This is a genomic window from Paenibacillus sp. FSL R5-0378 (genome assembly GCF_038009285.1).
GTDB classification, from domain to species: Bacteria; Bacillota; Bacilli; order Paenibacillales; family Paenibacillaceae; genus Paenibacillus_AQ; species Paenibacillus_AQ favisporus.
In genome coordinates, this window is record NZ_JBBPAY010000001.1 from 7001005 (window position 1) to 7027218 (window position 26214).

General features: G+C 51.7%; 23 protein-coding genes. 8 read left to right on the forward strand and 15 right to left on the reverse strand.

What is annotated here, in order from left to right:
* Nucleotides 1-226 precede the first annotated feature (226 nt).
* Both MKY74_RS32320 and MKY74_RS32325 read right to left on the reverse strand, forming a co-directional pair.
* Nucleotides 227-712 carry an EVE domain-containing protein gene (locus tag MKY74_RS32320; protein ID WP_076174017.1) on the reverse strand — a complete coding sequence of 162 codons (486 nt, stop codon included), beginning with the start codon at nucleotides 710-712 and terminating at the stop codon, nucleotides 227-229.
* Between the two features lie 148 nt (nucleotides 713-860).
* The gene (locus tag MKY74_RS32325; RefSeq protein ID WP_076173888.1) at nucleotides 861-1277 is read right to left on the reverse strand and encodes a hypothetical protein; all 417 of its coding nucleotides are present in this window, start codon (nucleotides 1275-1277) and stop codon (nucleotides 861-863) included.
* Nucleotides 1278-1447: 170 nt separating this feature from the next.
* Here MKY74_RS32325 and MKY74_RS32330 point away from each other — a divergent pair, with 170 nt between their 5' ends.
* The 4 genes from MKY74_RS32330 (at nucleotide 1448) to MKY74_RS32345 (ending at nucleotide 9593) form a co-directional block, all read left to right on the forward strand.
* A complete protein-coding gene (locus MKY74_RS32330) occupies nucleotides 1448-2269 on the forward strand; it encodes a helix-turn-helix transcriptional regulator (protein WP_076173889.1) in 822 nt (273 codons plus the stop codon).
* A 107-nt stretch (nucleotides 2270-2376) separates the two neighbouring features.
* On the forward strand, nucleotides 2377-3327 hold the full coding sequence (locus MKY74_RS32335) for an aldo/keto reductase (protein WP_076173890.1): 951 nt from the start codon (nucleotides 2377-2379) through the stop codon (nucleotides 3325-3327).
* A gap of 107 nt (nucleotides 3328-3434) precedes the next feature.
* On the forward strand, nucleotides 3435-4853 hold the full coding sequence (locus MKY74_RS32340; RefSeq protein ID WP_244169387.1) for a peptidase M56: 1419 nt from the start codon (nucleotides 3435-3437) through the stop codon (nucleotides 4851-4853).
* Nucleotides 4854-5117: 264 nt separating this feature from the next.
* Nucleotides 5118-9593 carry a glycosyl hydrolase gene (locus tag MKY74_RS32345; protein WP_076173892.1) on the forward strand — a complete coding sequence of 1492 codons (4476 nt, stop codon included), beginning with the start codon at nucleotides 5118-5120 and terminating at the stop codon, nucleotides 9591-9593.
* Nucleotides 9594-9730: 137 nt separating this feature from the next.
* Here the strand turns inward: MKY74_RS32345 and MKY74_RS32350 are convergent, their stop codons facing one another.
* Complete coding sequence (locus tag MKY74_RS32350) at nucleotides 9731-10858, reverse strand: beta-ketoacyl-ACP synthase III (RefSeq protein WP_076173893.1); 1128 nt, start codon at nucleotides 10856-10858, stop codon at nucleotides 9731-9733.
* A 242-nt stretch (nucleotides 10859-11100) separates the two neighbouring features.
* Between MKY74_RS32350 and MKY74_RS32355 the strand changes: the two genes are divergently transcribed.
* Complete coding sequence (locus tag MKY74_RS32355; protein ID WP_244169388.1) at nucleotides 11101-11805, forward strand: DUF1036 domain-containing protein; 705 nt, start codon at nucleotides 11101-11103, stop codon at nucleotides 11803-11805.
* A 187-nt stretch (nucleotides 11806-11992) separates the two neighbouring features.
* Entirely contained in the window at nucleotides 11993-12523 is a 531-nt protein-coding gene (locus tag MKY74_RS32360; protein WP_076173894.1) for a GNAT family N-acetyltransferase, read from the forward strand.
* A gap of 319 nt (nucleotides 12524-12842) precedes the next feature.
* Here MKY74_RS32360 and MKY74_RS32365 read toward each other — a convergent pair whose 3' ends face one another.
* The 3 genes from MKY74_RS32365 to MKY74_RS32375 all read right to left on the reverse strand — a co-directional run bounded on the left by MKY74_RS32365 (nucleotide 12843) and on the right by MKY74_RS32375 (nucleotide 15832).
* Nucleotides 12843-14261: an N-acetylmuramoyl-L-alanine amidase family protein gene (locus MKY74_RS32365; protein WP_076173895.1), complete on the reverse strand. Its 1419-nt coding sequence runs from the start codon at nucleotides 14259-14261 to the stop codon at nucleotides 12843-12845.
* A gap of 179 nt (nucleotides 14262-14440) precedes the next feature.
* Entirely contained in the window at nucleotides 14441-15298 is an 858-nt protein-coding gene (locus MKY74_RS32370) for a copper amine oxidase N-terminal domain-containing protein (protein ID WP_076173896.1), read from the reverse strand.
* Between the two features lie 18 nt (nucleotides 15299-15316).
* Nucleotides 15317-15832: a DUF4241 domain-containing protein gene (locus tag MKY74_RS32375; protein WP_076173897.1), complete on the reverse strand. Its 516-nt coding sequence runs from the start codon at nucleotides 15830-15832 to the stop codon at nucleotides 15317-15319.
* Between the two features lie 136 nt (nucleotides 15833-15968).
* Here MKY74_RS32375 and MKY74_RS32380 point away from each other — a divergent pair, with 136 nt between their 5' ends.
* Entirely contained in the window at nucleotides 15969-16430 is a 462-nt protein-coding gene (locus MKY74_RS32380) for a copper amine oxidase N-terminal domain-containing protein (RefSeq protein ID WP_076173898.1), read from the forward strand.
* A gap of 190 nt (nucleotides 16431-16620) precedes the next feature.
* Here MKY74_RS32380 and MKY74_RS32385 read toward each other — a convergent pair whose 3' ends face one another.
* The 3 genes from MKY74_RS32385 to MKY74_RS32395 all read right to left on the reverse strand — a co-directional run bounded on the left by MKY74_RS32385 (nucleotide 16621) and on the right by MKY74_RS32395 (nucleotide 18252).
* Entirely contained in the window at nucleotides 16621-16800 is a 180-nt protein-coding gene (locus MKY74_RS32385; protein WP_076173899.1) for a hypothetical protein, read from the reverse strand.
* A 235-nt stretch (nucleotides 16801-17035) separates the two neighbouring features.
* A complete protein-coding gene (locus MKY74_RS32390) occupies nucleotides 17036-17920 on the reverse strand; it encodes an SDR family oxidoreductase (RefSeq protein ID WP_076174021.1) in 885 nt (294 codons plus the stop codon).
* An 89-nt stretch (nucleotides 17921-18009) separates the two neighbouring features.
* Nucleotides 18010-18252, reverse strand: a complete 243-nt coding sequence (locus tag MKY74_RS32395) for an SDR family NAD(P)-dependent oxidoreductase (RefSeq protein WP_076173900.1) — start codon at nucleotides 18250-18252, stop codon at nucleotides 18010-18012.
* Between the two features lie 185 nt (nucleotides 18253-18437).
* Between MKY74_RS32395 and MKY74_RS32400 the strand changes: the two genes are divergently transcribed.
* The gene (locus MKY74_RS32400) at nucleotides 18438-19076 is read left to right on the forward strand and encodes a TetR/AcrR family transcriptional regulator (protein WP_076173901.1); all 639 of its coding nucleotides are present in this window, start codon (nucleotides 18438-18440) and stop codon (nucleotides 19074-19076) included.
* Between the two features lie 159 nt (nucleotides 19077-19235).
* Here MKY74_RS32400 and sigJ read toward each other — a convergent pair whose 3' ends face one another.
* From sigJ to MKY74_RS32430, 6 genes are all read right to left on the reverse strand, one after another.
* On the reverse strand, nucleotides 19236-20141 hold the full coding sequence (sigJ, locus tag MKY74_RS32405; RefSeq protein ID WP_076173902.1) for an RNA polymerase sigma factor SigJ: 906 nt from the start codon (nucleotides 20139-20141) through the stop codon (nucleotides 19236-19238).
* Nucleotides 20119-21426, reverse strand: a complete 1308-nt coding sequence (locus tag MKY74_RS32410) for a phytoene desaturase family protein (RefSeq protein WP_244169389.1) — start codon at nucleotides 21424-21426, stop codon at nucleotides 20119-20121. The genes sigJ and MKY74_RS32410 overlap by 23 nt, the downstream gene beginning before the upstream one ends.
* 203 nt (nucleotides 21427-21629) lie before the next feature.
* Nucleotides 21630-22322, reverse strand: coding sequence for an aspartate/glutamate racemase family protein (locus MKY74_RS32415; RefSeq protein ID WP_076173903.1), 693 nt, complete (start codon nucleotides 22320-22322; stop codon nucleotides 21630-21632).
* A 197-nt stretch (nucleotides 22323-22519) separates the two neighbouring features.
* On the reverse strand, nucleotides 22520-24244 hold the full coding sequence (locus MKY74_RS32420; RefSeq protein WP_076173904.1) for an outer membrane protein assembly factor BamB family protein: 1725 nt from the start codon (nucleotides 24242-24244) through the stop codon (nucleotides 22520-22522).
* Nucleotides 24245-24416: 172 nt separating this feature from the next.
* Nucleotides 24417-25250, reverse strand: coding sequence for a carbohydrate ABC transporter permease (locus tag MKY74_RS32425; RefSeq protein WP_076173905.1), 834 nt, complete (start codon nucleotides 25248-25250; stop codon nucleotides 24417-24419).
* Between the two features lie 3 nt (nucleotides 25251-25253).
* Nucleotides 25254-26204, reverse strand: a complete 951-nt coding sequence (locus MKY74_RS32430) for a carbohydrate ABC transporter permease (RefSeq protein WP_076173906.1) — start codon at nucleotides 26202-26204, stop codon at nucleotides 25254-25256.
* Nucleotides 26205-26214: the final 10 nt, after the last annotated feature.

The window sequence follows — 26214 nt, forward strand, 5'->3', positions numbered from 1 at the left end:
TGTAAATCACATACTCTCGCTGTAAGCAGCATTAATGCCATAATCTCTCCACTATTGCCTTTACAATCGTCAGCCCTATTTATCTAAAGCAGATGCCATTGCTTAATCAGAAGACTATGCCGCTCTCTGTCCCACGTGTTCTCTTCGTGAAGAGGCTTTGGTCGTTTTTTCTGCCTTTTAAAAGCAAAAGAGTCACAGCCATGGATCGTGACTGTGACTTTTCGCGCTAAAGATCAATAAGCACGCTTTGGCTGGCATTGTCCCACGTTACTTCACCTAACATAATGCCGGCAATCGTCTGAAAATCCTCATATCCGATCTCAAATTGCCCATAGCGAAAAGCATATCCCCAGCTGCGCTTCCCGCGGGTAAAGGTAAGCCGGTCCAATAGAGGGGCAATCTTCACTTCACGGCATGGATGGTAACGAATATCCCGGCGAAAAGGCACAAAGGATTCGGACATCGGATACTCGTAGACCCTGTCACCGGTCACCTGCCCAATGGCGGTAAACGCTTGAAGCGGTTCCCCTTTCGACATGTCGGTTCGTGGAGAGTAGTATATGAGCCAATCGCCGGGACTCATCCGGCGCAGAGGCGCTGCTTTTCCATGACAGAGCTGGGCAAATCCGCCTTGGACCCCCCGCTTCACGTGAGAGGCAGATACAACGCCAATCCAATAGCGGCTGTTTTGCCGATCTGCGGTAACCTGCATGATTTGATTCTCGTTTTTCTTTTCCAATATGGGTGCCTCCTCCTAAATCATCTCCTATGACTATATAAAAACGCTGCTGACAACGGTCTGTCAGTAGCGTTTTAGCATCTTGGTATATACCAATGATATGACTTCTAGACGGTCCTCGCTAATCTTGAGAAAAACGAAAAAACTTGCTAAGAGGCATGGAGTGGCACTCCGGATATCCCTTGGCTTGCAGCAAGCGGCTTAAAGCAAGATCATAATCGTCCTCTTGCTGAAAGAGTACCGTGACATGGCAGTGTGCTAGTGCCGCATGATCCGTCAGATGTTCGGCGATGTGGTACAACATGCGTTCTTCACTTTTCTCCAAACTTGTAGATGAAAATACATGCGCCGTGATATGATTTTCTCTCTTGTCCTCCCCTATTCCATCCTTAAGCCATGGAAAATCCTCATCACGGCTTGGCCGCCCCTCATCCACAATGATAATCCGGCAATCTTTACCGTTCATGGCAACATCCCATGCTTCCAAATCCTTTAATCTTAGGATTCTTTGAAGTTGCTTTAAAAAATCGATGTTCATGTTAGACTCCTTTCAAAACGGAACTTACACCTGAGTGACGGCTACTTGATTCAATCTATACCCTTCCTATCGTCACAGGTCCCTATGGTATACTTGTATCGTAAATCAGCCTCAATGATCATGCTGATACCTTGAACGAAACCCAAACCAACAGGTGGTGATCAACATTAATGACGGTACATAACAGCAGGGCCAAAACGATGGGAGCGTTCCTCAAATCGCGCAGGGAACGTCTCTCTCCAGAGGATGCGGGATTAAACTTCTCCAGCGGTCAGCGCAAAACACCCGGCCTTCGGCGGGAGGAGGTAGCCATCCTGGCAGGCGTAAGCGCCACTTATTATACGTGGCTGGAGCAAGGAAGAGAGCTATCCGCCTCCAGGGAAGTCATCGAGAGCATTGCCAATGCGCTTCAACTGTCTCCGGACGAGAGAGGCCATTTGCTTCAGCTGTGGAATCCTTATGAGCCCGTTCCCAATGCTGCGGGTTCGGCGCCTCCCGCTGCCGTGGATCCACAGCTGCAGAAGATCATCGATCAAGTAGCCTACCCCTCATATATCACCAATAAGAGAACTGAAGTCCTCGCTTGGAACGAGGCGGCCAGCAGAATGTTAACCGATTTTGCTTCCATTCCAGCCGAGGAGCGTTCATTAATTCGGTTGGCTTTCGAAAATGAACAATTGCGCCGACGGATCGTGAATATCGATGAATTCGCGAGTTATGGGGTTGCGGTATTCAGAACCCATTATGATAAACACCGGGACGATCTTTGGTTTGAAACAACGGTGGAGCATCTGATCCAAAGCAGCGAGGAATTTAACCGCTTGTGGAAGCCGTACGAGATTCGACTCAAGAAATTAGACCGGGTTATTTTGCAGCCCTCGGCCTCTGATGATCCTGTTGCTTATGACATCCGGCCGCTCGCGAATCTGTCCGACAGCCCGGATCTGCACATCTGCGTCTATATGCCGGCTGCTGTGGATAAGAAAGACTGACGGGTAATATTTTTACTAGTAAAAACGCTGTGTGGTTGCCTCAAGTTGGATCGCTTAGAATAGGTTCATGTTCGAGCGATACTAACGCAGGAAACGAGGGAATCTCTATGGTACAGAAAAGAAAACTAGGTAAAGAACTTGAAGTGTCGGCCATCAGTCTCGGCACGATGACGATGCCGAATAACGAGGAATCCGTTCGCACGATCCAGGGAGCGTTGGATCTGGGCGTAACGATGTTCGATACGGCCGATTTTTACGGCGACCCGGAATTCCGCCGGTTCGGTGAGAACGAGAAGCTTGTTGGACGCGCCCTGAAAAGCCGACGCGGCGAGGCGATTATCGCTACCAAATTCGGGATCACACACGGACAAGGCCCGAAAGGCGACCCCGCCTATATAAAAAAATCCGTCGATGCCAGCCTCTACAGCCTGGGTCTCGATTACATCGACCTCTACTACCAACACCGGCCCGACCCCAACACCCCTATCGAGGAAACGGTCGGAACGCTGGCCGATCTCGTTCAGCAGGGAAAGATCCGCTACATCGGGTTATCGGAGGCACCCGCGGACATCATCCGGCGAGCCCATGCCGTCCACCCTATCACCGCAGTCGAAACTGAATATTCGCTGTGGAGCCGGGAAGTGGAGGATGAAGTCCTCCCTGTTCTTAAGGAGCTGGGTATCGGCCTCGTCCCTTACAGCCCGCTTGGCCGCGGCTTTCTAACCGGTCAGATCAAGAAGCCTGAGGACTTGCCGGCAGACGATTACCGGCATCGTTTCCCAAGGTTTCAAGGCGAGAATTTCGTCAAGAACGTCGAGGTTGCCTCCTTGGTCGAGAAGTTAGCCGGGCAAAAAGGCTGCACCCCCGCCCAGCTAAGCCTGGCATGGCTCCTGGCCCAAGGCGAGCAGATCGTTCCGATTCCGGGAACGAAACGGCTTGACCGTGTGCAGGAAAACCTTGGCGCGCTGAATGTAAAACTAACGGCCGACGATTTGACGGAGATCGAGCGAATCTCACCTAAGGGCATTGCCTCCGGCAGCCGTTTTCGTCAAGCCTGACTCATATAAAAACCGGTCAGAATATGATTCTTAAACAGATGAAGGGCGCCCAATTGGGTTGCCCTTACTTTATTTCTGCTGGCAAGCACTAGGAGCCCTTGAGCGTCTTGAATCCTAACCCCTTTTCCTTGCATCAAAAAGAAATTCGTAACATCCATTCATTCGATTACGTTATACCAATGTGGAATGCCCAAGCTGTAGGTTATCTGCACTTTTTGATGTTAACAACGAAAGGAAGATATTGCATGATCCCCAAATACAATAAGGGCCGCTACATGGTCTCCGTTGCGGTGATTGTTGTCCTGATCATAGCCGCAGGCGCCGTATTGCTGACACAAGGTAACAAAACCGGGGAACACAACTCATTGGATCAAAATACTCAGACCGCTCCCCAGGCCCACAGCGCCTCATTTAAGATCGAAAGACCGATGGACTGGTTTAAATGGTTTCACAGCCTCGACCGGGCAGCCGATTTTTCCAAATTCGAATACAAAGTCCCGGATTACTTGCCCGATGGTTATCAGCTCAGAAATGTAAATCAGAATATGCTCTTCTCCACTCCCGGTCGGACGGATCTCTTAAATGTCGTAACCATCAGCTTTGTATCCCAATTCGGAAACAACAACGAACAAAATATTGAAATAGTGGCCTCCAAGGGGCCAGGTAATATGCTCGAGCAGGGTTTATTGTGGGGCGCTCCCCGTTCATCTTCCTCGGGAATAACCGAGGCTCCTTCTTTCCAGGAAGAACAAGTGACGCTCGGACATGTTACAGGCGTACAGTACACAAAAACGCAGGGCACCAAGCGCAAGCCGAATGGAGCGCAAAGCTTTGTCTGGCAGGATGACGGCGTCTCTTATGCAATCAACTACTATAGCGGGAACGAGACTTCAAAAGAAAAACTTCAGCTGCACCGCGGAACACTCATGCAAGAGGATCTGGCGCAAATCATCCAATCGTTCGTTCTTCCACAGCAAGTCCAACACATTCGCTACGACGGGGAGGGGAATTCCTTCCCTCTTTACGATGAAACGGATTTGACCGAGGCGCAGAAGATTCTCGGCTTTCAGCCGAAATTTCACATGAATATGCCGGACACTCAGCTTAAACTAATTGACTCGACTTTGCTGCGTCCGAAAGATCAGAACACCGGTTTCGATCTTAGACCCTCTGCAGACACACTGTGGAATATTTATAGCCCACCCTATGATTCAACCATATATGATCTGAACGACCAGCTATGGCTGTATGAGAGTAAAAAATATATGGTCGATCCGGCGAAGCTGCCGCTCCTGCGCAAGCTGGAGATCGATGGTGTGGAAATCATGGCGTATAACGACAACGCCCACGTTTATTTTGGGCCATTTTACGGTGCGGACAAGACAAAAATAAAAAACCAAACCTATTATTTATGGAAGCAGGACGGAATCTGCTATACTGCGGTCTTCATAGGCCTGGATAAATATCAGGAAGAGAACCTCAAAACGCTGATTCTCGCTCCCTCCCCTCCATTGAAAAGCGCATAATCCCTCAGCCTCCTCATTCTTTTGGAATGTGGAGGCTTTTTCTTTTGAACGATGATTCAGCTAAAGATAACTATTTTATATTTTGTTATTATTTTATTAGAAAATTAATATAACTAAATTCTTGCCAGACACACCCCGTTATGATAGTATATTGACTCGAAAAGGGATAAATAAAGCGGTTACATAGTTTCTAAATATGATATCCTGTTAGCTTAAAAACCGCTTTGTTAGCCCTTTATCTTCTATCAATCAAGGGGAGTTTTCATGAAAAAGTCATCCAAATGGCTGGGCACTACCCTATCGGCGGTATTGATCGCTTCACTATTGTCTCCTGCCTACGGATCGGCAGCTGTCCAAACGGACCCCAGCGGCATGACCGCCAATGACCTTACAGGGCACTGGGCACAGGCCAGCGTGCAAAAATGGCTGAGCAGCGGGCTGATCCAGGGCTATCCGGATCACACCTTCCGCCCCAATGCAGAAATCACACGTGCAGAATTCGTATCTCTCTTAAATCATTTGTTCGGCTTTACAACCCAGTCGAAGGAAGCTTATGCGGATGTCCCTGCCGGCACCTGGTTTGCAAGCGCTTTCTCCATTGCCAGAGAAGCCGGCTACTACATCGGATATCCCGACAACGCGGCCAAGCCCTTCGAATCTCTAACCCGTCAGGACGCTGCGGTGCTGCTTGCCAGGGCGTTTGAATTCAGCGGAAACGAAACAGCCTCCTCCCTTCCCTACTCAGATCAAGAGAATATCGGGGCGTACGCCCGCGAAGCGGTCCGGGCGCTCTCCGGTTACTTCCAAGGTTACCCAAACGGGACCTTCCGCCCCGAGGTACCGATTACCCGCGCGGAAATTGTTACCCTGATCGATAAGCTGGTCAGCGCGTACTATCCGGCTGCGGGTACTTATACCGCCGGGAAGATTCAAAGCAGCGCCGTGGTGAACCACGGGGGTGTCGTCCTGAAGGACGCCATCATTCAGGGCAATTTATATCTGGCGCCAGGAATTGGCGACGGCGAGGTCACCCTCGATCACGTCACGGTTCAGGGCACAACTTTCATCGAAGGCGGCGGCGCCCATACGGTCATCGTCAAAGACTCCGACCTCAGCAGCGTTCTGGTCAACCGCCGCGACGGCCAGGTGCATGTGCAGCTGGCTGGCACGACCCATATCGGGCAGCTGACGGCAAACAGCCCGTCCCAACTGAACGCGGGTGACAGCTCGATCATCGACAGCGCCGAGTTCAATCAGCCGGTGCAGCTGAGCCTCAGTGCCGGCGCCTCCATCGCTTCCCTGACCGTGAACCCGTCGGCCGCAAGCACCGCAATCACGGGCACGGGCAGCATCAAGCAGGCGGTGATCCAGGGCAGCGGCGTCACGCTGAACGGCAAGGCGCTTCCGCCTGGAACGACCAGCATCTCAGGTGGAGCAGTCAATGCAAGCCCTGCGCCTTCCGGAAGCACAGGCACCACAGGCGCAGGCGGCAACCCTTCGGGCAGTACAGACGGAGGTTCCAGTTCCGGTGGGAACGGAAACGGCAGCGGCGGCAATGGCAGCGGTCCGGTGGAAAACGTCACGACCGTCAACCTGACGGACGCAGCGGCAACCGACCGCACCAAATCGCTGTTCGTCTATTTGAACCAGCTCCGCGGCAAGAACATCCTGTTCGGCCAGCAGCATGCCACGACCGAAGGTATGTCCATCACGGCGAAGGACGGAACCCAATCAGACACCTTCAACAGCGTCGGTGCCTATCCGGGGCTGTTCGGGTGGGATACGCTGAGCTTGGAAGGCAAAGAAAAGCCAGGTGTCGCCGGCAATGCCGAACAGAGCCGCGACAACCTCGTCGCCGTCATGAAGAAAGCATACGCCGACGGCGGCGTGCTGACACTCAGCTCTCATATGCCGAACTTCGTCACCGGCGGGGATTTTTACGACACCAAGGGCAACGTCGTGTCCCACATCCTGCCTGGCGGGGACAAGAACGCGGCGTATAACGCTTTCCTCGATCAGATCGCCGACTTCGCCCTGCACCTCAAAACCGATGACGGCAAGCCGATTCCAGTCATCTTCCGACCGTTCCATGAGCAGAGCGGAAGCTGGTTCTGGTGGGGGGCCGCTTTTACAACGACCGACGAATACAAGGAAATCTACCGCTACACGGTCGAGTATCTCCGCGACAAGAAAGGCGTCCACAACTTCCTGTACGCCTACTCGCCTGGCGGCGGTTTTGGCGACTCCGCGGATACCTACTTAAAAACCTACCCGGGCGACGACTACGTCGACATCCTCGGGTTCGACAGCTACTACAACGGCGAGGGCGACTCCTGGTTTAACGGCGTCAAGACGGAAGCCAAAACCGTGTCCAACATCGCGGACAACCGCGGCAAAGTCGCTGCCTTTACCGAATTCGGCTACCAGAAAATGAAGGTCTCCGGCAATACGACGCCCGACTTCTACACGAAGCTGGCAAACACGCTCAAATCCGATCCGGATGCGAAAAAGATGGCGTTCATGCTGACCTGGGCCAACTTTGGACCGGACTCCCTCTACGTCCCTTACCCAACCGGCGATCCGAACCAGGAGCATGAAATGCTGCCGGATTTTAAAAAGTACTACCAGGATGCGTACACGCTGTTCAGCGACGGGGTCATTGGCGCCTATGACAAAAAGGTCAACACCGCCTCCGAACAGGGCTTCATGCATATCGCTTCTCCGACGGACCAAAGCACCATTAAGGAGGCTTCAACGACGATTCGCGTCCGCGTCCTGAACGAAACGCCGGATCGTGTCGTCTACAGCGTGCAGGGTTCGGATACCGAGTATCCGATGACCCTGAACCCGGACAGCGGCTACTACGAGGCGCAGTGGATGCCGGCGGCGGAGCAGAACGGCAAAACCGCGGACATCACCGTCAAAGTGTATGGCAGCAGCGGGGACGTGCTGCATGAGCAGACAAACACGGTGTTCGTGAAGATCGGCGAGGTGCTGGCCGGTGCCTACACTTTCGATACCGCCGCTGACACGGAAGGCATCCAATACAACGGCGAATATACCAGTTCTTCGGAAGAAACGAATGACGGAAGCGCGGTGTACAGCGATTTTAACGGCGGATCCCTGAAGATCAGCGCTCCGCATTTGAACGGAACCGATTCATGGCAGGAGCTGAAGCTGGAGTTGAAGAACGCCAAGGCTAAAGCCAGCGCCGGCTCGCTCGCGGGTATCCAACGGGTCAAAATGGACGTGTGGGTCCCCGCTGCAGCCGGGGCATCCAGCGAGCAGGCCAGCCTGCGCGCCGTAGGGCAGCTCCCACCGGACTGGACTAATAAGTACGGCATGGACACAACGTATTCGTCATTTGCGTCCCTGCCCAAAGAAACGATCGATGGCGTGGAGTACGTTAAATTCAGCCCGACGATCGATTTTACGAACGCGGATGCGCTGGCGGCTGCCGACGACATCGCCTTGTCCATCGTGGGCAGCGCGCTGCAATCGGATGGAGATACGCTCCCGGTCTACGTCGATAACATTAGGCTCTACAGCGCCTATGCCGAATCGGCGGGCGACCCGTCCGTCGTCGACGACTTCGAGAGCTACCTGGGCAGCAGCGACGCGCTGGCCAGCAAGTTCGTGCACGCCGGCGGCGACCCGGCCGGTGCTGCGCTGGACGGCACGCACAAGCACGGCGGCAGCTACGGGCTGAAGTACACGTACACGCTGGCAGGCAGCGGCTACGCCGGCATCACCAAGGCGATGAACGGCGCCGATTGGTCCGGCTTCAACGCCCTGCAATTCTGGTACCAGCCGGACGGCCAAGGCCAGAAGCTGGTGATGCAGATCAACGCGGACGGCAAGACGTACGAGTACTACCCGGACACCAAGACGACCGAGCCGGCGCTCATCACCGCTCCGTTCAGCGAGTTCAAGCCCGCCAACGGGGCGACCGGCACGTTGACGAAGACGAACCTGAAGAACGTCCAGGCGTTCTCCATCTATACGAACGCGGTGCCGGACGGCAACCGGCTGACGTCGTCGATGTATTTTGACGACATCCATGCCCTGCTCGATCCGAACGCTGGCACCGTGCCCAGTGGCAGCGCGGGCGGCGGCACCGCACCCGGCGTGCTGTTCGACTTCAACAGCTCCATCACCGGCTGGTCGCTGAACGACGACACGCTCGGAGCCGGCAACCTCGCCAATCCGGAGGATGGCGGCAGCAAGGTGCTCAGCGCGGACTTTCCGTCTGCGGGCGCAGCCGACAAGCACTTTGAGCTCGCCTACATGAGCGACCAGGACCTCAGCCAAGGCAGCACCCTGATGGTACGCGCCCGAGTAGCCGGCGGGACAGCCAAAGCGAAGCTGTTTATCAAGACCGGGTCGAACTGGGCATGGGCTTCCACTGACGAAGTCGAGCTGACAGGCGAATACCAGTGGATCAAGCTGAACCTGAACGGCAAAGATATCAGCGGCGCTGCCATCGATAAAACGCTGATCAAGGCCATCGGGCTGCAGATCGCCTCGCCAAGCGGTGAAGGAACGATGTCCGTGTATGTGGATGATGTGACACTGGATGAGAAAACGCTGGATGCCGTGATCAATGGCGACGCTGAGGTCAGTGGGGATGGCGCTGACAGCGGCACAGGAAGTGACGTCGCAGATTCCAGCGAAGCCGGTAACGCCACTGGTGAAGGCACTAACAGTCAAGAAATTGTGGATGAAGATAGCGAACATTAGGGAACGATGAATGAAAGCCTGGAACCATCTTCATTACTAAACTCTCCTTAATCAACAATGCAAAAAGGACCCTCCGCTGAGGGTCCTTTTATGCGTGTTATGGAAATTGCATTGAATACATTGTTACAAGAAGGCTGTCAATCCCCAACCACCGTCAACAGCATCGTCGATGCCTGAAAGCGGCCGCTTTCCGGAACGACGCACACGATCTGCTGCCCCGCGGAGAGGCGTCCGGAATACAGCAGCTCTTCCAGCATGATGTAAATCGAAGCTGCCGCCGTATTTCCTTTGGTGTACAGATTTGTAAACCATTTTTCCTCAGGGATCGTCACGCCGCCCTGCTCCAGCAGCTGGAAGATCTCTTCCCTGAACACATGCGACGAATAATGGACCACCATCCAATCGACCGCGTCCGGGTCAATCCGCCCTTCTTCCACCAGCTCCAAAAACCGCCGCGTCCCGACCTTCGTAATTTCATTCACCAGCCGGACGTCCTGCTTCAAATTCAGCGCGCCGTGATCGGCCGCTTCATGAATCGAGGCGTAGTCCAGCCACGAACGTCCGCCATCCTCCTTGCTCATGCCGGAATACATGCAGGTCTCGTACTCATTGGCATACGACTTGTTGTCGATCCACTCGATGCGCAGGGAGAGCCCCTGTGCAGAGGGTTCATTTTGCAATAGGGCTGCCCCCGCTCCGTCTGACAGCATGAACCGCAGAAAATCCGTGTCAAACGGTACCCGGCCGTTGCTGTAAATGCTCTGCGCCTCGAACTTCGTATGTTTGAACTCGCGGCTCAGAAACTCGCTGGAACAAGCGATGGCCGTCCGGTGCTCCCCTGACTTGATATGTAGAAAAGCGTTCTTCAGCGCATGCATCCCGCTCGCGCATAATCCCGAGTGCGAAGAAATCTCCATCACCGGCAGTCCCGTCTCGGCATGCACCATACTCGCAAAACCCGGCAGCAGCAGGTCCGCTCGTGTCGTACCGGTCGCCAAAAATTCGACGTCCTCCGGACGGACACTGGCGCTGCGCTCCAACGCCTCGCGTATGGCCAGGGCCGCCATCTCCGCGTTGGTGTACAAGCTTTTCTGCTCCTTGTCCATCGCGTAATAGCGCTGCTTGATCTGATTCTTTTCCAAAATGATACGCTTCGTCTTGGAGGATCTGCCTCCGATTTTACCAAGGTAATCTTCCATTTCCTCATTGCCCACCGGGGCGCCGGGAAGGAACTTCCCCATGCTCGTGATATAAACGGATTTCATATAACACCTCACTAAAGATATGATTACTAATTATGATATTAATCCCACTAATTGTAAAGTAGATGAAAAATTAGTAGATTCAAATACTCTCCATGTATGTTTTTAAACAACAAAAAAACCGCTTTATTCAGGCAGCGGCAGCCTCTGCGATCCACTCTTTTACCGTTGCAGTCACGGGATGAAGGAAGCCGGTTCGAATGCAGCGCAGACAATGGAGATAATCCAGGAAGGCTCAATCAAGAATGGCATACCACATCTTATTGGAAAAGCGTTCATTCGTGTTGGGTAAAGGCGGGATTCAGATCAAAATGGTTGTCTGCCTTCACAATCGGTCCCATGCGGCTGTCTTCAATTTGGACTCTTTCATCTTCCATTTGTCTATGACCCTTTCAAAAATCTCACATAGATTAATAGTGCAGTACCGATTCTTTGATCAGGATGGAGTGGATGCTATGAGTTTTTATGTTAGAAACAGTACGCCGAACCCCGTATGGGTCGCGGTGGGGTACTATGATCCGGATTGCAGCCCGATCACTTATTCAAAAGCTGGCTGGTACCGGATTTCTCCGGGAAGACGCCGGCTACTGGTAACGGGATCCTCTGTAAATCAAACGTATTATTATTATGCCTATGACCTATTCGGCAATACGTGGAGCGGAGATTTCCCCACCGATGTTCCGAGTACCGCCTTCAACATGTGCTGGATCGAAAGCTGCCAAGGGACGGGCTGTAGATTGATAGAGTTCGATGAGATTAATGTCGGCAATTTCCAAAACTATACCCTTACCCTGGTAGAAGCCGCAGGCGCAGTGAAATCAAGAAATATGAAAGCACCGAAAAAGGGTGCGCGGAAATTTAGATTAGGCAAATCCAGCCTGAGAAGAATCCCTGGAAAACTGGGCAAACTAGGCAAAGTTAGAAAGCCGAGAAATCGTAAACGGAAATAACGCTTCATCCCAAAGCCGCAATGATTCTGATCGAGGATCGGCGGCTTTTGCTATTTTTCACACATCATGATATAGTCATTAGTCTGCTTAGATTCTTTTACATAATAATTAAGATAACGACGAAGGAATAGGCCACCCCGTATTCAGAATGATTAGTATCCATATCAACCGGTAGGAGTGATGAGTGATGAATCAACACGAGTTTGATATTGTGGTCAAACCAGCCGAGGATTCTCAATTGGATTTGCTCGAGGAAGTGTTCAGCCCCGGGAACCTGACGTATCCCCAGCATCGGCGATTCGAAGTACAGAGGAAAGGTGAGGGCGTATTTCTGATCGCATGGCATACAAATCAACCGATTGGACATTTCTTACTGCGATGGAGTGGCCCTGAGGATCCTCGTGTAACTCAATATATTGATGTGACTCACAGTGCCTTTCTGGAGGGAGGACTGACGAAAGAGGACTATCGCAAAAAAGGGGTAGCGACGGCAATCATTCGTGAGGCTGAGAAATTAGCAAGCGAAAGAGGCTGCACCCATATCGGTTTGGAAGTGAGCAGCAAAGACAATCCCGAAGCAAGAAGGCTGTATGAACACCTGGGTTATATCGACTGGGGTTACGGTGAATTTCAGATCAGTTGGGAATATCATGATAAGCACGGAACAAGCACCCGCTCCGATATTGTTATTTTTATGCAAAAACCACTAGTCTATTGATCAGGCGAAAGCCCCCCGTTCCAGCCAAGGATATGGGGGGCTTTTCTATCGATTGATCTCATAACCTATCAAATTGTGCCTGTTTGTCCAGTCAAATCTATTCGTAAAAGCATAGATTGTTAATATAGGAGGTGATCATTATGTGTTGTAATCGAAAAAAAGTAATCGTCGTCAAGCTGCACCCCGGTCAAAAAGCTGTAGTCATCTGTAAGAAAAAGAAAAAGCATCGGCATGATCATTGGAAATTCTATTAATGCTCTCTGAAAGAACGCTCTTCGAGCGTTCTTTTTTGTTTCTCTCTCTCCCTGCGATGTTCTCCCTATGTAATGCTTAAGTACTCTTTGATGCCATCAACAATCGCTTGTGCTGCCTTATACTGAACGGTGTCCGACAGCATGGCTTGTTCATCCGAGACATTGCTTAGAAATCCGACCTCTAATAGAACCGCAGCCATATGGGTCTCACGAATCACCTGCAGGCTGGTGTTTTTAACGCCGCGGTCTTTCAGACCCATCGCCTGGACCAAACGCTTGTGGATCGCATCGGCGAGCTGTTTGCTGCTGCTCCGCTGATAATAATGGCTCTCTGTACCGGTTGCTTGCGGCGATTCCAGTACGCTGTTGCCATGGATCGATACAAAAACGTCCGCATTTAATGAATTGGCCAGCTGCACGCGTTCTGTCCGGGTAGGGTACACGTCGCTGTCACGGGTCATGATGACTTCAATTTCGGGTTCCTTAAGAAGAAGCTCCTGCACTTTCAGAGCAAGCGCGAGGTTAAAGTCTTTTTCATGTTTGTTGCTGATGCTCGTCGTTCCCGGATCGCTGCCACCGTGTCCCGCATCAATGACTACGATTTTTCTTTCATTCTCGTCGCCTGAAGACACGGGAGTCTGGGGATCGCTGCCCGTCCCAGATAGATCTATAATGAGCTGATCGCCGATAAACTCCTGATGATAGGAAGCCGGGTTATCCTGGCTTAACTCCACCACGACCCGGACTTGCTCGGGGTCCCTGCTAAATAGAGAATATCTGACTTCGGATACATCCGGCTGTCCGCTCACGTCCAATTTCCCCATCATGGCCGAATCCAGCGGCTGAGTCAGAGCCCCGAAGGTCGTATTGGGTAAATCAACAACGATTCGGGCGGGGTTGGCTAAAGTTGAAATCTTGGGCGTCACTTGGCCATCCATACGAATGACGAGCTGTTGGTTTAAATAATGGATCTGACTCACATGCGTCAACGGCTCTGTATTGTCTGCTTCGGATTCGGAGTTCGGAACTTTGCTTTGATCCGGGTTTTGAGGCGGGCTTGTCAGGTATACCGTTTTGTTGCGATTGTCCCAATTGACAGCCAGTCCCATTTGTTCGGTGACGAATCGGATCGGAACGACCACGCTTTGATTCATATTCCGGGGAGCCGTATCCAGCCGTACGAGCTGATCCGCGACCTTTGCCTCTTTTTTGCCGACGGTTAACATCATGGCTTTGGCGTTTTGCTGGATTGTAACGCTACGGGACCGTTGATCCCAGTTCACCTGAAACTTTAAATTTTCCGCCACCACCCGAAGTGGAATCATCATGGATTGATCAATGATCGAGACCTTCACATCAGCCGGCAGGGCCAGTTCCTGGCCGTCTAATACAATTTTGGATGGCTTGGATGCGGCACTGATTGAATTGGGGAGCAGAATCAGTAGAAACAAAGACAGGAACAGCAGAGACAAAAATTTCTTCATTGGGCACCTCTGTTATGATTTGAACTTTCTATCATGATTCTAGTAAAAGCGACAAATTACCATTTACAATATATAACAATAAAAACGGAAAATAGTTGCGCTCGAAGTGAAAATGAGGTGAGTTCCTTCTATAGAATAAAAAAAAAGATGACCCTCGAGAGAGTCATCTACCTGTATATCTATTTAAAAACTCTAGCAACCGTAATGATATATTCGACATCCCGTAAAGGGAAGTTTTGCTGTATGGTAACATCCTCCCCAGCTTTCACTCCTGGAATAGCAGGGTATGCTGGGCGGCTGTAGGAATCGGTAGCAAAACCGCCATACATTTTTCCGTAAGAAACGAGCGGATGAATATCTGCTTTTCCCTTCGGAATATCCTTCCCTGATTGATTATTAGCTGTAATTTTCAGAGCAAAGGTATCATACTTGGACTTTTCAATCGAATAACTTTTGATTTGGAATACGTTATCTATATTTGTACTCTTCAAATCATTCCCTTTAAAATCAGTAAACGGCTCGCCCACAAGAATACGCTCATCATCCAGAACCAGCACCTGAAGTCTATTATCCCAATGATAATCGAGGTTTGTTTCGTCTAAAAACAAGCGGATAGGCAATGAAATTGCTCCATTCTTCATCACTGGCTTCGTATCCATAACGTAACTTTTACCATCAATCTCTGCAAGATTGGAACCTACAACAAATTTAAATTGATGCTGCAGCCATTCGACCTGAGCGGTTTTGCTCTCGGGTAAGTATGAAACGCTCCCTCCAAATAATTCTTCGAGTGATCGAAGAGGAACGAGCAAGCGATTGTTTTGGTCTATATAAGGCGCAGTAGGATGAGTATATAAAATATAAAACGGGCCTGCCTTTAAATACACGTGAGCACTTGAAGGAAGAGGCAGTACAGGAGATGCAGCCGACACTTGATTCACTTGGGTAACAAAAATCAATGAAATCGCACTTAGAACAAGTAAAAGGGTTTTCTTCAGCACAGAATTCGCCTCACCTTCGAGATCTTTCTCGTACAAAAACCAGCCGCCTTTAAACTAACCCTTAATAAACACAATCTTCACGCCAACTACCTGATTGTCTGAATTTACGGCTTTATACACTCCATACGCCCCGTCGCCCATGCCTGTCCGTGATACGACGCCGCCATCCAGAACGCCTGCTTCCTCCCCGCTCTCGGTGAGATCGCAGCAGGCGAAATACCATTCGGTATCTTGGTCCTGTTTACCGTCAGGGGCATCCGCATCCGGAATCCGGTGCTTGTCGATATCAAAAATTCCGGCCTGCCCGCTGTCCACCCCCGCCACAAAAGAGCACTTGATCCATTCCAGCGACGCCGCCTGTTCCGCTACGGAATGATGGTAAGCTGTCAGTTTGGCGTTGGCTTCGCCCCAGTCGCGAACCTCGACCTTCTCCACTTCTCCTATCCATGTGCCAGTTAAGGCCGTTTCCAGCACGCCCATAATAATCGTATCCCGATCCAATTCGTAACAAGGATCCGCTACGACCAATTGCCCGGAATTCACTTCAAAATTGCCTAGTTGAATGACCACTGAAGATACCTCCAATAACTGTGATGATTTGGGTTTATTGTAACATGTGTGGTGGAAAAAGCGTCTGTACTGATAGGATTTGTCCAAATGAAGCGTCCTGTTTGACTATTAAACTTAAAAAAGGAGATGGTATTTGATGAAGCGCCGTTCTTTTCTATCCCTTGCTGTGCTGACTGTTTGCATCTTAGTCTTTGGTGCACAAGCTGTGTTTGCTTCAGCGGGCCCGGATTCCCGCGGAGTATACCGTCCTACGATATACATTAATGGGGACAAACAAACCTTAACTGCGGCAATTCCTCCGAGCGGATCAACCTTGGTTCCTTTCAGGGCATTTTTCTCGGCGTTAATGATGGACGCTCAGTTTGATAATCAAACCAAAACTGTTACGGCTAAAAATAATGATACAACGGTTACGTTAACTGCCGGAAAAAAGATTGCTACTCTAAATGGCAGGGAAGTACAGCTTTTACAAGGTCCAGAGCTTGTTGATGATGGTCTTATGTACGTAAATCTTCGCTTTATCGCTGAAGCTTTTGGTGGAAAGGTACAATTTGATAAAACCAACCTAACGATACAAATTGATTTCCAGAATAAATGAATTAGTTAACAAAATCGCCTTCAAGATAATCAACCATATCAAAAGATATGTAGATTAACTTGAAGGTGCTTTTTTGTGAGTTAGAAGAGCAACTCACCTAGAATGATTGTTAAGGACAACTGAAATGACTTTAAATTAGAAACAATAAATAGAGTAATGGTCTACCAATACCCATTTGATTGGAGAAAATTTATTCATCGGAAGAAGATCCCGGACTATTCACTGTCTGAATGTCACCGTTTGCAAATTCCTTAATAATCCGACCGCTATTTGTCTTGTATACAATGTAAGTCCCATTCACTTTAGCCTCTAACCTTGCACGTTCACCTGTAAGTTTAATTAACTTTTGAAGATCTTGGATAATATCCATGGTGTATCTTCCTTTCGATAGGTTATTCATATTAACGCTATCATATCATAGCCTTCGAGATTCCATAGACGGTTTGGAATCGTTTCCCTACCAAAAAAGTCTTGGCCTGTACCCAATACTTCCATGAAGGAGGTACAGAGTCACAAGCCAAGACTTTTTATTCACAAATGTTACCGTCAGACGATTTCATTGGTTAACCTTTAAAAAACCTCTTCATTCACCCAATCCATCAATTTTAGCGGTTGAAGTAGTGCCCCTGTTCCAGATCCGCGATCAAACCAGGGTTCACGGGCTGCCATCCCAAGCGTTCCTGGGTCAGGGCGCTCGACGCCAGATTGTCGGTCGACGCGGCGAAGGCGAGCCAACCGAAGTAAGCCTCCGCCTCTTCGCGGGAAATGCTGCGTACCGGCAGGTTCAGGTGGCGGCCGATGACCTCAGCGATCTCCCGGAAAGGCACGCCCTCATCGCCAACCCCGTGGTACACGGCGCCTGCTGCACCTTTTTCCAACGCCAGTCTGAACAGGCGCGCCGCATCTAGCTGGTGAACCGCCGGCCAGTGGTTAAGCCCCTCATCCACATACGCCGCAAAACCTCTCTCCCGAGCGATGCCGATCAGAGTCGGAACAAAGCCCTGCTCGCCCGGGCCATGCACGGACGGTGACAGGCGGACGACGGAAGCTCTCACTCCGCGTCCAGCCAGCGCGAGCGCAGCCTCCTCGGAGCGGCGCGGCGTAGACTGTGTCGACGCCTCTTCTTCCGTCCCGAGCCGCCCCGGCGTAAGCATCAGCGTTCCCGAGGTCGCCACGAATGGCTTTCCAGTACCCTCAAGTGCCGCCCCGATCGCCTCGATCGCCTTGCTGTCCGCCTCAGCGGCTGCCGCAAAATCCGCGAAGTCGTGTTTAAAAGCCAGGTGAATCACGCCGTCCGCTGCGGCGGCTCCTTCCTGCAGGCTGCTAAGATCATCCAGGGAACCACGGTGCACTTCAGCCCCGGCAGCCGTCAGCGATTCGGCAGACTTATCCGAGCGGGCGAGCCCGACGACTTGATGTCCCGAAGCAATAAGTTCACGAACAACAGCGGTGCCGACAAACCCCGTTGCTCCTGTTACAAAGACGCGCATATTTTTTGTATTTTCCATATTGATCACTTTCCCTTCCTTGGTTCGTTTATGAAAATCGGATGGTCATCAAAACGCGGTTTTAGACGTACTTAGATTTGCGAGCCGCCTCCGTCTACGGGGAACTCGGCCCCCGTGGTATAGGTCGCATCGAAGGCGAGGAACAGGGCGGCTTGGGCCACCTCGCTGGGCTCCGTGGACTGGGTGCGGCCGGTAATCAATACACGCGCTCCTCCATCCACCAGCATCTTCGCCGTCTCCAGGCCGAAACCGCTGCTTCCTCCTGTAATGACGACCCGCTTGCCCTCGTATTCCCCTTTTTCTACAGTACTCATCTTTTCACTTCCTTCCTTGGCTTAAAAGGCTCATTTATTTTTGCAAGACCGATTATAGAACGGAAAATTAAATAAGTAAACAAAATTAATAAAAAAAGTTAATTTATTAATTTTCGTAAAAAATGTTTGTGATCCCAGCGAAATCGTTATAATATGTTGTATAAGCACAAAGGAGGCTTCATTTCGTGAGAAAAGCGGTAAGCGCCGGTCATTATATCGAGAAAATAAAACCGGTCATCCGAAAGAACAAGTTCAGCCAACTTAAAATAGACGATATCGCCAAATATATGGACATCAGCAAAGTGACACTGTACAAGCACTTTTCATCCAAGGATGACATCATTCAGCAGGTTGTAGAGTATGAGATGAACTACTTGCAGCAGGCCGATGCTGTGGTGAACGACGAAACCGTCTCTTATATCAAGCGTTTTCAGCAAACGTTCCTGCAATCGCTGATCTGCGTCATTTTTATATCCGATTTGTTCCTGGAGGACCTCAAGGAATTCTATCCACGGTTGTTTGAAAGTCTGGTTATTGCCCAGCAGAATCGGAATAAAAGGCTGGAGAGCTTTTTTGAAGCCGGGATGGATCAGGGAATTTTCAACCGGATGAATGCAGTATTGTCTTTGGTTCAAGACGACGCTACGCTGCGACGGATTATGGAACCGACGTTCAGCATCCAGTGGTACGACCTCACCTTGAAACAAGCCGTGATGGAGTTTTACCGTATGAAAAAATATCAAATGATTCGCCCTGAGCATTGGGACAAGGTTGATGAATCCCAGATTGAGGATGAAGTCGTTAGAATTTTGCAAACCATATAATTCATCATTTTGTTCATCGTTCCAGCACGACCTGATCCATGAACGCCAAAAACCCCGCTGGCTCGCGCCGGCAGGGTCTTTTTCACACTTTCTTCTATTATTCCTCTAGGTTAACGATAATCGCGGTTAAGTCATCGTTTGGTTTATTATCCGCGGATGTCACAGCGTGCCAAGTTCATCATCCCGCTGCTCGAATGCTGGCAGGTGCCTTATTTTCTCTGGATTTCCTACGGCATAGATCGATTGAATCTTGTCATCCTTAAAAGAAAAAGAATACACGTACTGATCCCCATTATCCATCGCAAGCCGGAAGCCCGGTATGCCGTTGACAGAAACGAATGAATACGCAAATTTACCCTCATGCATTTTGAGCAGATTAAGCAGCAGTTTGGTAACCTGCTCGAATCCCATGACAGGCACCCGTGCCGCCTTGACCTTGCCGCCGCCATCGGAGATCATGACAGCGCCCTCGCTGACCAGTTCCAGTAATCGGCTTGTATTTCCTTGCAGAAGGGAACTGACGAAATCCCTCAGCTTCTCTTCGGCTATGTGAACCGGCAGGCTTTGCTCAGGATCCACCTGGATGCTCTTTTTGGCCCGGTGGAAAATTTGCCGGCAGTTCGCGGTGCTCTTGCCAACCATCCCGGCAATCTCGTCGAACGAATAATGAAAAATTTCGCGGAGGAGAAAAACGGCTCTTTCGACGGCACTCAGCTGCTGCAGGAGCAAAAGGTATGCCGTTGATATGGATTCGCGCCGCATATAGATCTCGGACGGGTCGGCCTCGGCGGCATCCAGCAAACCCATCAGAGGCTCAGGAAGCCAGGGACCGACATAGAGCTCCCGTTTCTTCGCCGAGGAACGGAGCAGATCAAGGCAGCGGTTGGTCACGATTTTGTACAAAAAGGATCGCTCATTTCGTATCGCATCAGGTTCCTCCAGCCGGCCATAGCTTATAAAGGCCTCCTGCACGATATCCTCCGCATCCATAACGCTGCCCAGCATCCGGTAGGCATAGGATATCAGCGGTTTTCTATAGGCTTCATACAATTCTTCTATGCTCATGGGTCGCCCTTTCCTCGCTCTCCAAGGAGAGAATATGCCGCACAGCCCTTTTCGCGCTCGCTGTCGCGGCGTCGGTTAGTAATTCCCCGTGCGAAGCCCAATCTCCTGCCACATACAGCCCCTTGATTTCCGGGACGGCGGGCCCCGGGTTCTCCTGACGGTTCAGGTGCATAAAATCGTGGCAAACCGTAATCTTCGGCAAATACTGCCGGACGACCAGCTCATCCCTCCAGCCTGGCTGCACGAGATCCAGCGTTTGTTCGAGGTCTTGCAAATCCCGTTTGGGATCGCTTTCCAGCCCCTTGTATTTCATCACGGAAACGACCTGATATCCATCGTCGCTTAGATCAGCAGCACGCGACTGGTTGGAAAGAAAGACCGTCCTGTCGATGCCGTACACGAATTGCTGATCCGGCTTCGGCAGGCGACGGAGCGCGACATCCAGGCACGCAGCCGTAATTTCGACCGCCTGCTCCTTCCAGGTATGAAGGGCGGTCGTTTCAGCTCCGGGTACCAGCTGGTGAGCGATCGTGGGCGATGCGGCGACGATGATGGAATTCGCCTTGATTGTCGTTCCGTCTTCGCAGAGCACATGCCGTACGGAGCCTTCAGCGTGCCCAATGGACACGGCATTGCTCTTCGAGAGCAGCTTTACGCCGCCATCCTCAGCCAGCTTGCCTAGCTCGTCGACCATCGCGCCCCAGCCCCGGTCAAGATACAGCACGCCCTTCAGAGAGTTCTGAAGCTGCCGCAGTACGGGACCCGCCGCCTGCAGATCCGGCGCTACCACGTAGCTTGCCGTGCGAAAAAGCGAATAAAACAAATGCCGCAGCATAGGGTCCTTGATATTCCCCTCCAGCCATTCCCGGAGACTGACCCGCTCGTACCGGAGCGTATCCAGTTTGCCAAGCTTCGCCAGCCAGGAGGCCAGCTCCACCTTCCCTTTCCAGGACAGCAGCGGCGTGGTAAAGAGCGATTTGACCCCCATCGGCATGGTCACCAGCTTCCCGTTCCAAATGCCGAGTGCATCGGTGGAAGGCTGACCTCCCTGCAAACTTAGCCCCAGCTCGCGGAAGGTCGCAAACGCATCGCCGTGATACAGGGCGTGCCCGCCCAGATTGAAGTATGCTCCCTTCTTTTTCACCGTGATGGCTCGCCCGCCGAGGCGCTCCTGCTTCTCGATCAGAATCGTCCGCTTCCCCGCCTTCGCCGCATACACCGCTGCCGTCAGACCTGCTATGCCCCCGCCAACTACCGCCACATCATAACCGTATTCCATCTCCATCTCGATCATCCCTTTCGGTGATTTTACCCGTATGACGGGGAGTGAGGATGGGATGTGACAACATCGGCCGGGAAATTTCTTCAAAATTTTTTTGGCTGTACTGGCGTTCTTCAAACCCTATATCACATTAAAAAACGCGCCCTGGCGGGCGCGCTGGGATGAACTCCTATTTTAATTGGTCCGTACGGGATTCAGCTCCAATTTCACGCTTTCAAAGACATATTTACAGCCTCGCAAGCATGGATATAGGTTGTGTCAAACAGAGGAACTTCTGCGTCTTCCGGCTTCACCAATAGTCCAATTTCTGTACAGCCTAATATAATCCCTTCGGCTCCAGATTCGATCAAGCCCTGAATAACCTTTTTATAATATTCTCTGGATTCCTGATGAATCTTGCCCAGGCATAACTCTTCGTAGATGATCTTGTTTACGGCCTCTCTGTCATCCCGATCTGGAACGATTACCTGAATCCCGTTCAGCTCCAGGCGTGATTTATAAAAGTCCTGTTCCATGGTGTACTTCGTGCCAAGCAGCCCAACCGTCTGAATCTGGCTTTCTTTGATTTGGGCTGCTGTAGCATCCGCTATATGCAAAATGGGGATGTTGATCTTGGCCTGAATATCATCGATAACTTTGTGCATCGTATTGGTGCAAATGATGATAAAGTCAGCGCCCCCTTTTTCCAAAGCGCGTGCGGTTTGGCCTAGTACTTCTCCCGCCTTTTCCCAGGCTCCTTCCGCTTGGTAACGTTCAATTTCTTCAAAATCAACGCTATATAACAGGCATTTCGCAGAGTGCAGCCCACCTAACCTACTTCTTACTTCTTCATTGATCATTCGATAGTACAAAGCAGAAGATTCCCAGCTCATTCCGCCAATAAGACCGATTACTTTCATTTTATGCTCATCTCCATTGTCCTTGGTTAGTCTTTAAAAATCAGCTCCGATTAACCTTCAATTCTGTAAAGTGAATGTGGAAAAACGGCGGTCATCCCGCCGTTTTCAGTATACATTAGGCTCCTTAAGGACAATAGGAATTTTTCCATTCGTTCGGTGTTCCTTACTCCTGCTCTAACCTCAAAGAATCGTCAACCTTATTTCGTGGCAGCCGCCTTGGTTACCTCCACCGTACGCTTGCCGGCGTTCCATTTCACCTGCACACCCAGCAGATCGCCGAAGTCCTTGATCGGCACGTAGAGCGAGCCGTTCAGCGTCGCCGGGGAGTAAGACAGTGCGGCTTGCTTCCCGTCTGTGAGAGCAAAAGGGGAGCCGTCGGCGATCGAGAAAACGCGTGTTCCGTAGGTCACGGTCGTCCGCTTCGTCTTGGCGTCGTATGCAACCTTGGCTCCGAGCGCTTCCGTCAGTGACCGGAACGGGATGAACATCCGGTTATCTGCCGACATGACACCCGCTCCAACCCGCAGCGGAAGTGCCTTCCCATCCAGCGTGACCTTGGCATCCGACTTCGCGAAGGCTCCCGCCGCGCTGCCCCCAGCAGCGGGCTTCGCCAATTCGGAAGGCAGCGGGTACGCATACAGCTGGCTCTCCGCCTGAACGAGCAGCATGCCGCCCTCAACCTGAAAAGCTCCGTAACTGCGCGCCTTTGTCTGCGCACGGAACAAAGCCTTACCTGTCGAGACGTTCAGCGCATAGACGGTACCGTCACTCTGCCCGACGTACAAGCCGGATTGGATCATATCGACGCGGCTGGCCGGATTGTCGGGGCCGTTATAATTCACATACGAACGATCCACGATTTTACGCGCATGAATCCCGCGGCTGTCCTCACCCAGGAAAAACAGCTTGCCGTTATAGGGGCCCGCGATAAACTCCCCCCGATCCGGTATCAATTCCGGCTTCACAACAGCGGGATCGGCGTCGTAATTGAAGCGGAAGACACCCTCGCCGGCAACGGCCGCATAGACGTCATTGCCATTCATCACCACTTTATATGGGGGATAGACCGGGTTATCGTCAGCCTTTAAGGCAACAAACTTCTTGCTTGCCGTAATCTTGCCGGTCTTCACATCCACCTCGTCGATGTTCGCCGCAGTCTCCACATAATCAGCATCCAGCCACTGGTCCTGGAAGTAAAGCTTATTCCCTTCCGACTTGAGAAGCCCCGTATGATCGCCCGGCAGCCGCCACAGCGTCTTGCCCGTAGCGGGATCGATCGCGTAAGTTGTATAGACGGTGATCGCTCCCGATTCCACGGCGCCCGAGAGCAGCGTGCCACCGACGCGCTGAGGCAGGGACTTACCGTCCTGATTCCGCCATTTCTCCTTGCCTGTAGCAGGATCGACCGAGATGAGTGAACCGGCGGCAAAGACGTACAAGGTTCCACCGTCCACGGATATCTCGGGCGCATGCCCCGATGGAGCACGGTAGATGCGCGCGCCCTTTCCAGTCGCCTTATCGACCCGGTAAACCGAGCCGTCTTTGGCACCGACGTAGAGTTTCGTTCCGTCGGTACTCGTGAGGGTTGCATGGCCAAGTCCCGTCCCGAACGACCACAGCGTCTTCCCGGTCGCGGCCTCCTTCGCGATCAGCTTGCCGCCCGCGATGTAGTAGACCTTCCCCTGTCCCGCTATAACTACGGAAGGATTGGAGGCGGACGAGTCCTTCGGCGCGTCAAGCGCCGCCGTCCATTTCGGCTTGGCGAGCGGTATCGGATTCGTCAAATAAAATTCCGAGCCCGGGCTCGAATAACTTGCGTTCGGTCCGGAGGTTTGAGCCCACACGGACGGGCCTGTCCAGGCGCTCCCGAGCGTCCCGGCAAGCAGCAGCCCGGCAGCGGCCATAGTCCATTTTCGCATCATCGATATCCTCCCAGCTTTTAACGAAATTTACCTACTGTCTTATGGACGCTACGAGCCGAGGCAAAGTTACAAGGTTGGAGAATTGAAAAAAGGCTGATTGGGGTTTCCAACCAGCCTTTATATATGGGGCACAAACTTGCCTTCCCTTTGAGATCGCCAAGGGATGCATGAATCATTTGAACCCCGTAAAAGCAGATCCGGATTGCATATAGTACTTCTGCCCGAAAAAATAGAGCAAAATCATCGGAATCGCCATGATCGTCGACGCGGCCATCAGCTTTTCCCATTGCGCCCCGTGATCCTGCTGGAATCCCTGCAGACCGAGCGTCAGCGTCCACTTGGCGGCATCGTTCAAGTAAATGAGCGGTCCCATAAAGTCCGTATAAGCACCCACGAAGGTAAACAACGCAACCGTCGCGAGCGCCGGCTTCAAGGTCGGCATAATAATTTGCGAATAAATACGAAACTCGGACGCACCGTCCATTTTCGCAGCTTCGGACAGCTCCTTGGGGATGCCTAAGAGAAATTGCCTCAATAAGAAAATGTAGAACGGCGCGCCGAAAAAGGCCCCGATCGTCAGCGGCAGGATGGTGTTGACCCAGCCCAGCTTGGCGAAAATAATGTACTGCGGAATCAGCTGCACCTGCGAGGGCAGGATCATCGTTGCCAGGACGATCGCGAAAATGATCTTGCTCCCCACCCACGGAATCCGGGAGATCGAATAGGCCACCAGCGGGGAGGCAAACAATTGCCCGACGATGCAAACGACGCAGATAACCAGGGTGTTCAGCATATAGTGCCCGAACGGCACCGTTTCGAACGCGGCCTTGTAATTCGACCATTGAAACGATTCCGGCAGGATGCGCGGCGGCAGTTCAAAAATTTCGTTCGACGACTTGAGCGATGTGAACACGAGCCAAACGAACGGAAAGAGAAAAAAGAATGCAAACAAAATCAGCATCGTATGCGGAAAAATTTTCGTGCGAAACAGCTTGCCAGCGCTCATCCGCTATTCACCCCCGTAGTAGACCCAGCGTTTGGACGTTTTCAGGACCAGCAGCGTAATCAGCATGACGATCACGAACAGGATCCAGGCCAGCGCCGAGGCGTATCCCATTTTCAGATTGATAAAGGCTTCCTGGTACAAATTGACGGCATAGAACAATAACGACTGCCCCGGCCCGCCGAGAGCGCCGCCGCTTGACTTGCCACCTGCCAGAATGTAGGATTCCGTGAAAATTTGAAAAGCCCCGATGAGTCCCATGATCAGCTGAAACAAAATGATCGGCGACAGCGCCGGTACCGTGATTCTCCAGAATCGGTGCCACCAGTTGGCACCGTCGACCTGGGCCGCTTCGTAGTAGGTTTGCGGAACCCCTTGCAGCGCCGCGAGAAAAATGAGCGCCCCCGCGCCGGAACCCCAGAGCCCCATCAGGATCAGGGAAGGCTTGGTGAACCGGGGATCAAGCAGCCAGGCCGGATCGGGAAGATGCAGCCAGCGCAAGAAAATGTTGACCAGGCCGAAGTCCGGATTCAGCATCCAGGTCCAGAGCAGGGCGCTCGCCACGCCTGGAATAACGGCCGGAAGATAAAAGATCGTGCGGTAGTATCGGATGCCCTTCACCTTGAAGTTCAGCAGCAGCGCAATGAGCAGCGAGCTGAACAGCGTGACCGGAACGGATATGAACGCCATGAACAGCGTGTTGCTGATCGATTTATAGAAGCTGCGGTCTTTCATGATCGCGGCGTAATTGTCCATACCCACCCATTTTGGCGGATTGAACAGATCGTATTCCGTCAGGCTGAAGTAGAGGGAGCTGAAGAAAGGATACACGGTAAAAATCAGAAACCCGATGATCCATGGGGAAGCGAAGATCAGCCCCAGCCAAAAATAATGCCACTCCTTCCTCGTCCAGCCCTTTCTCCGCCTAGGCGCCGCTGAGGATATCGTTTCGATCATCTGCACGTCC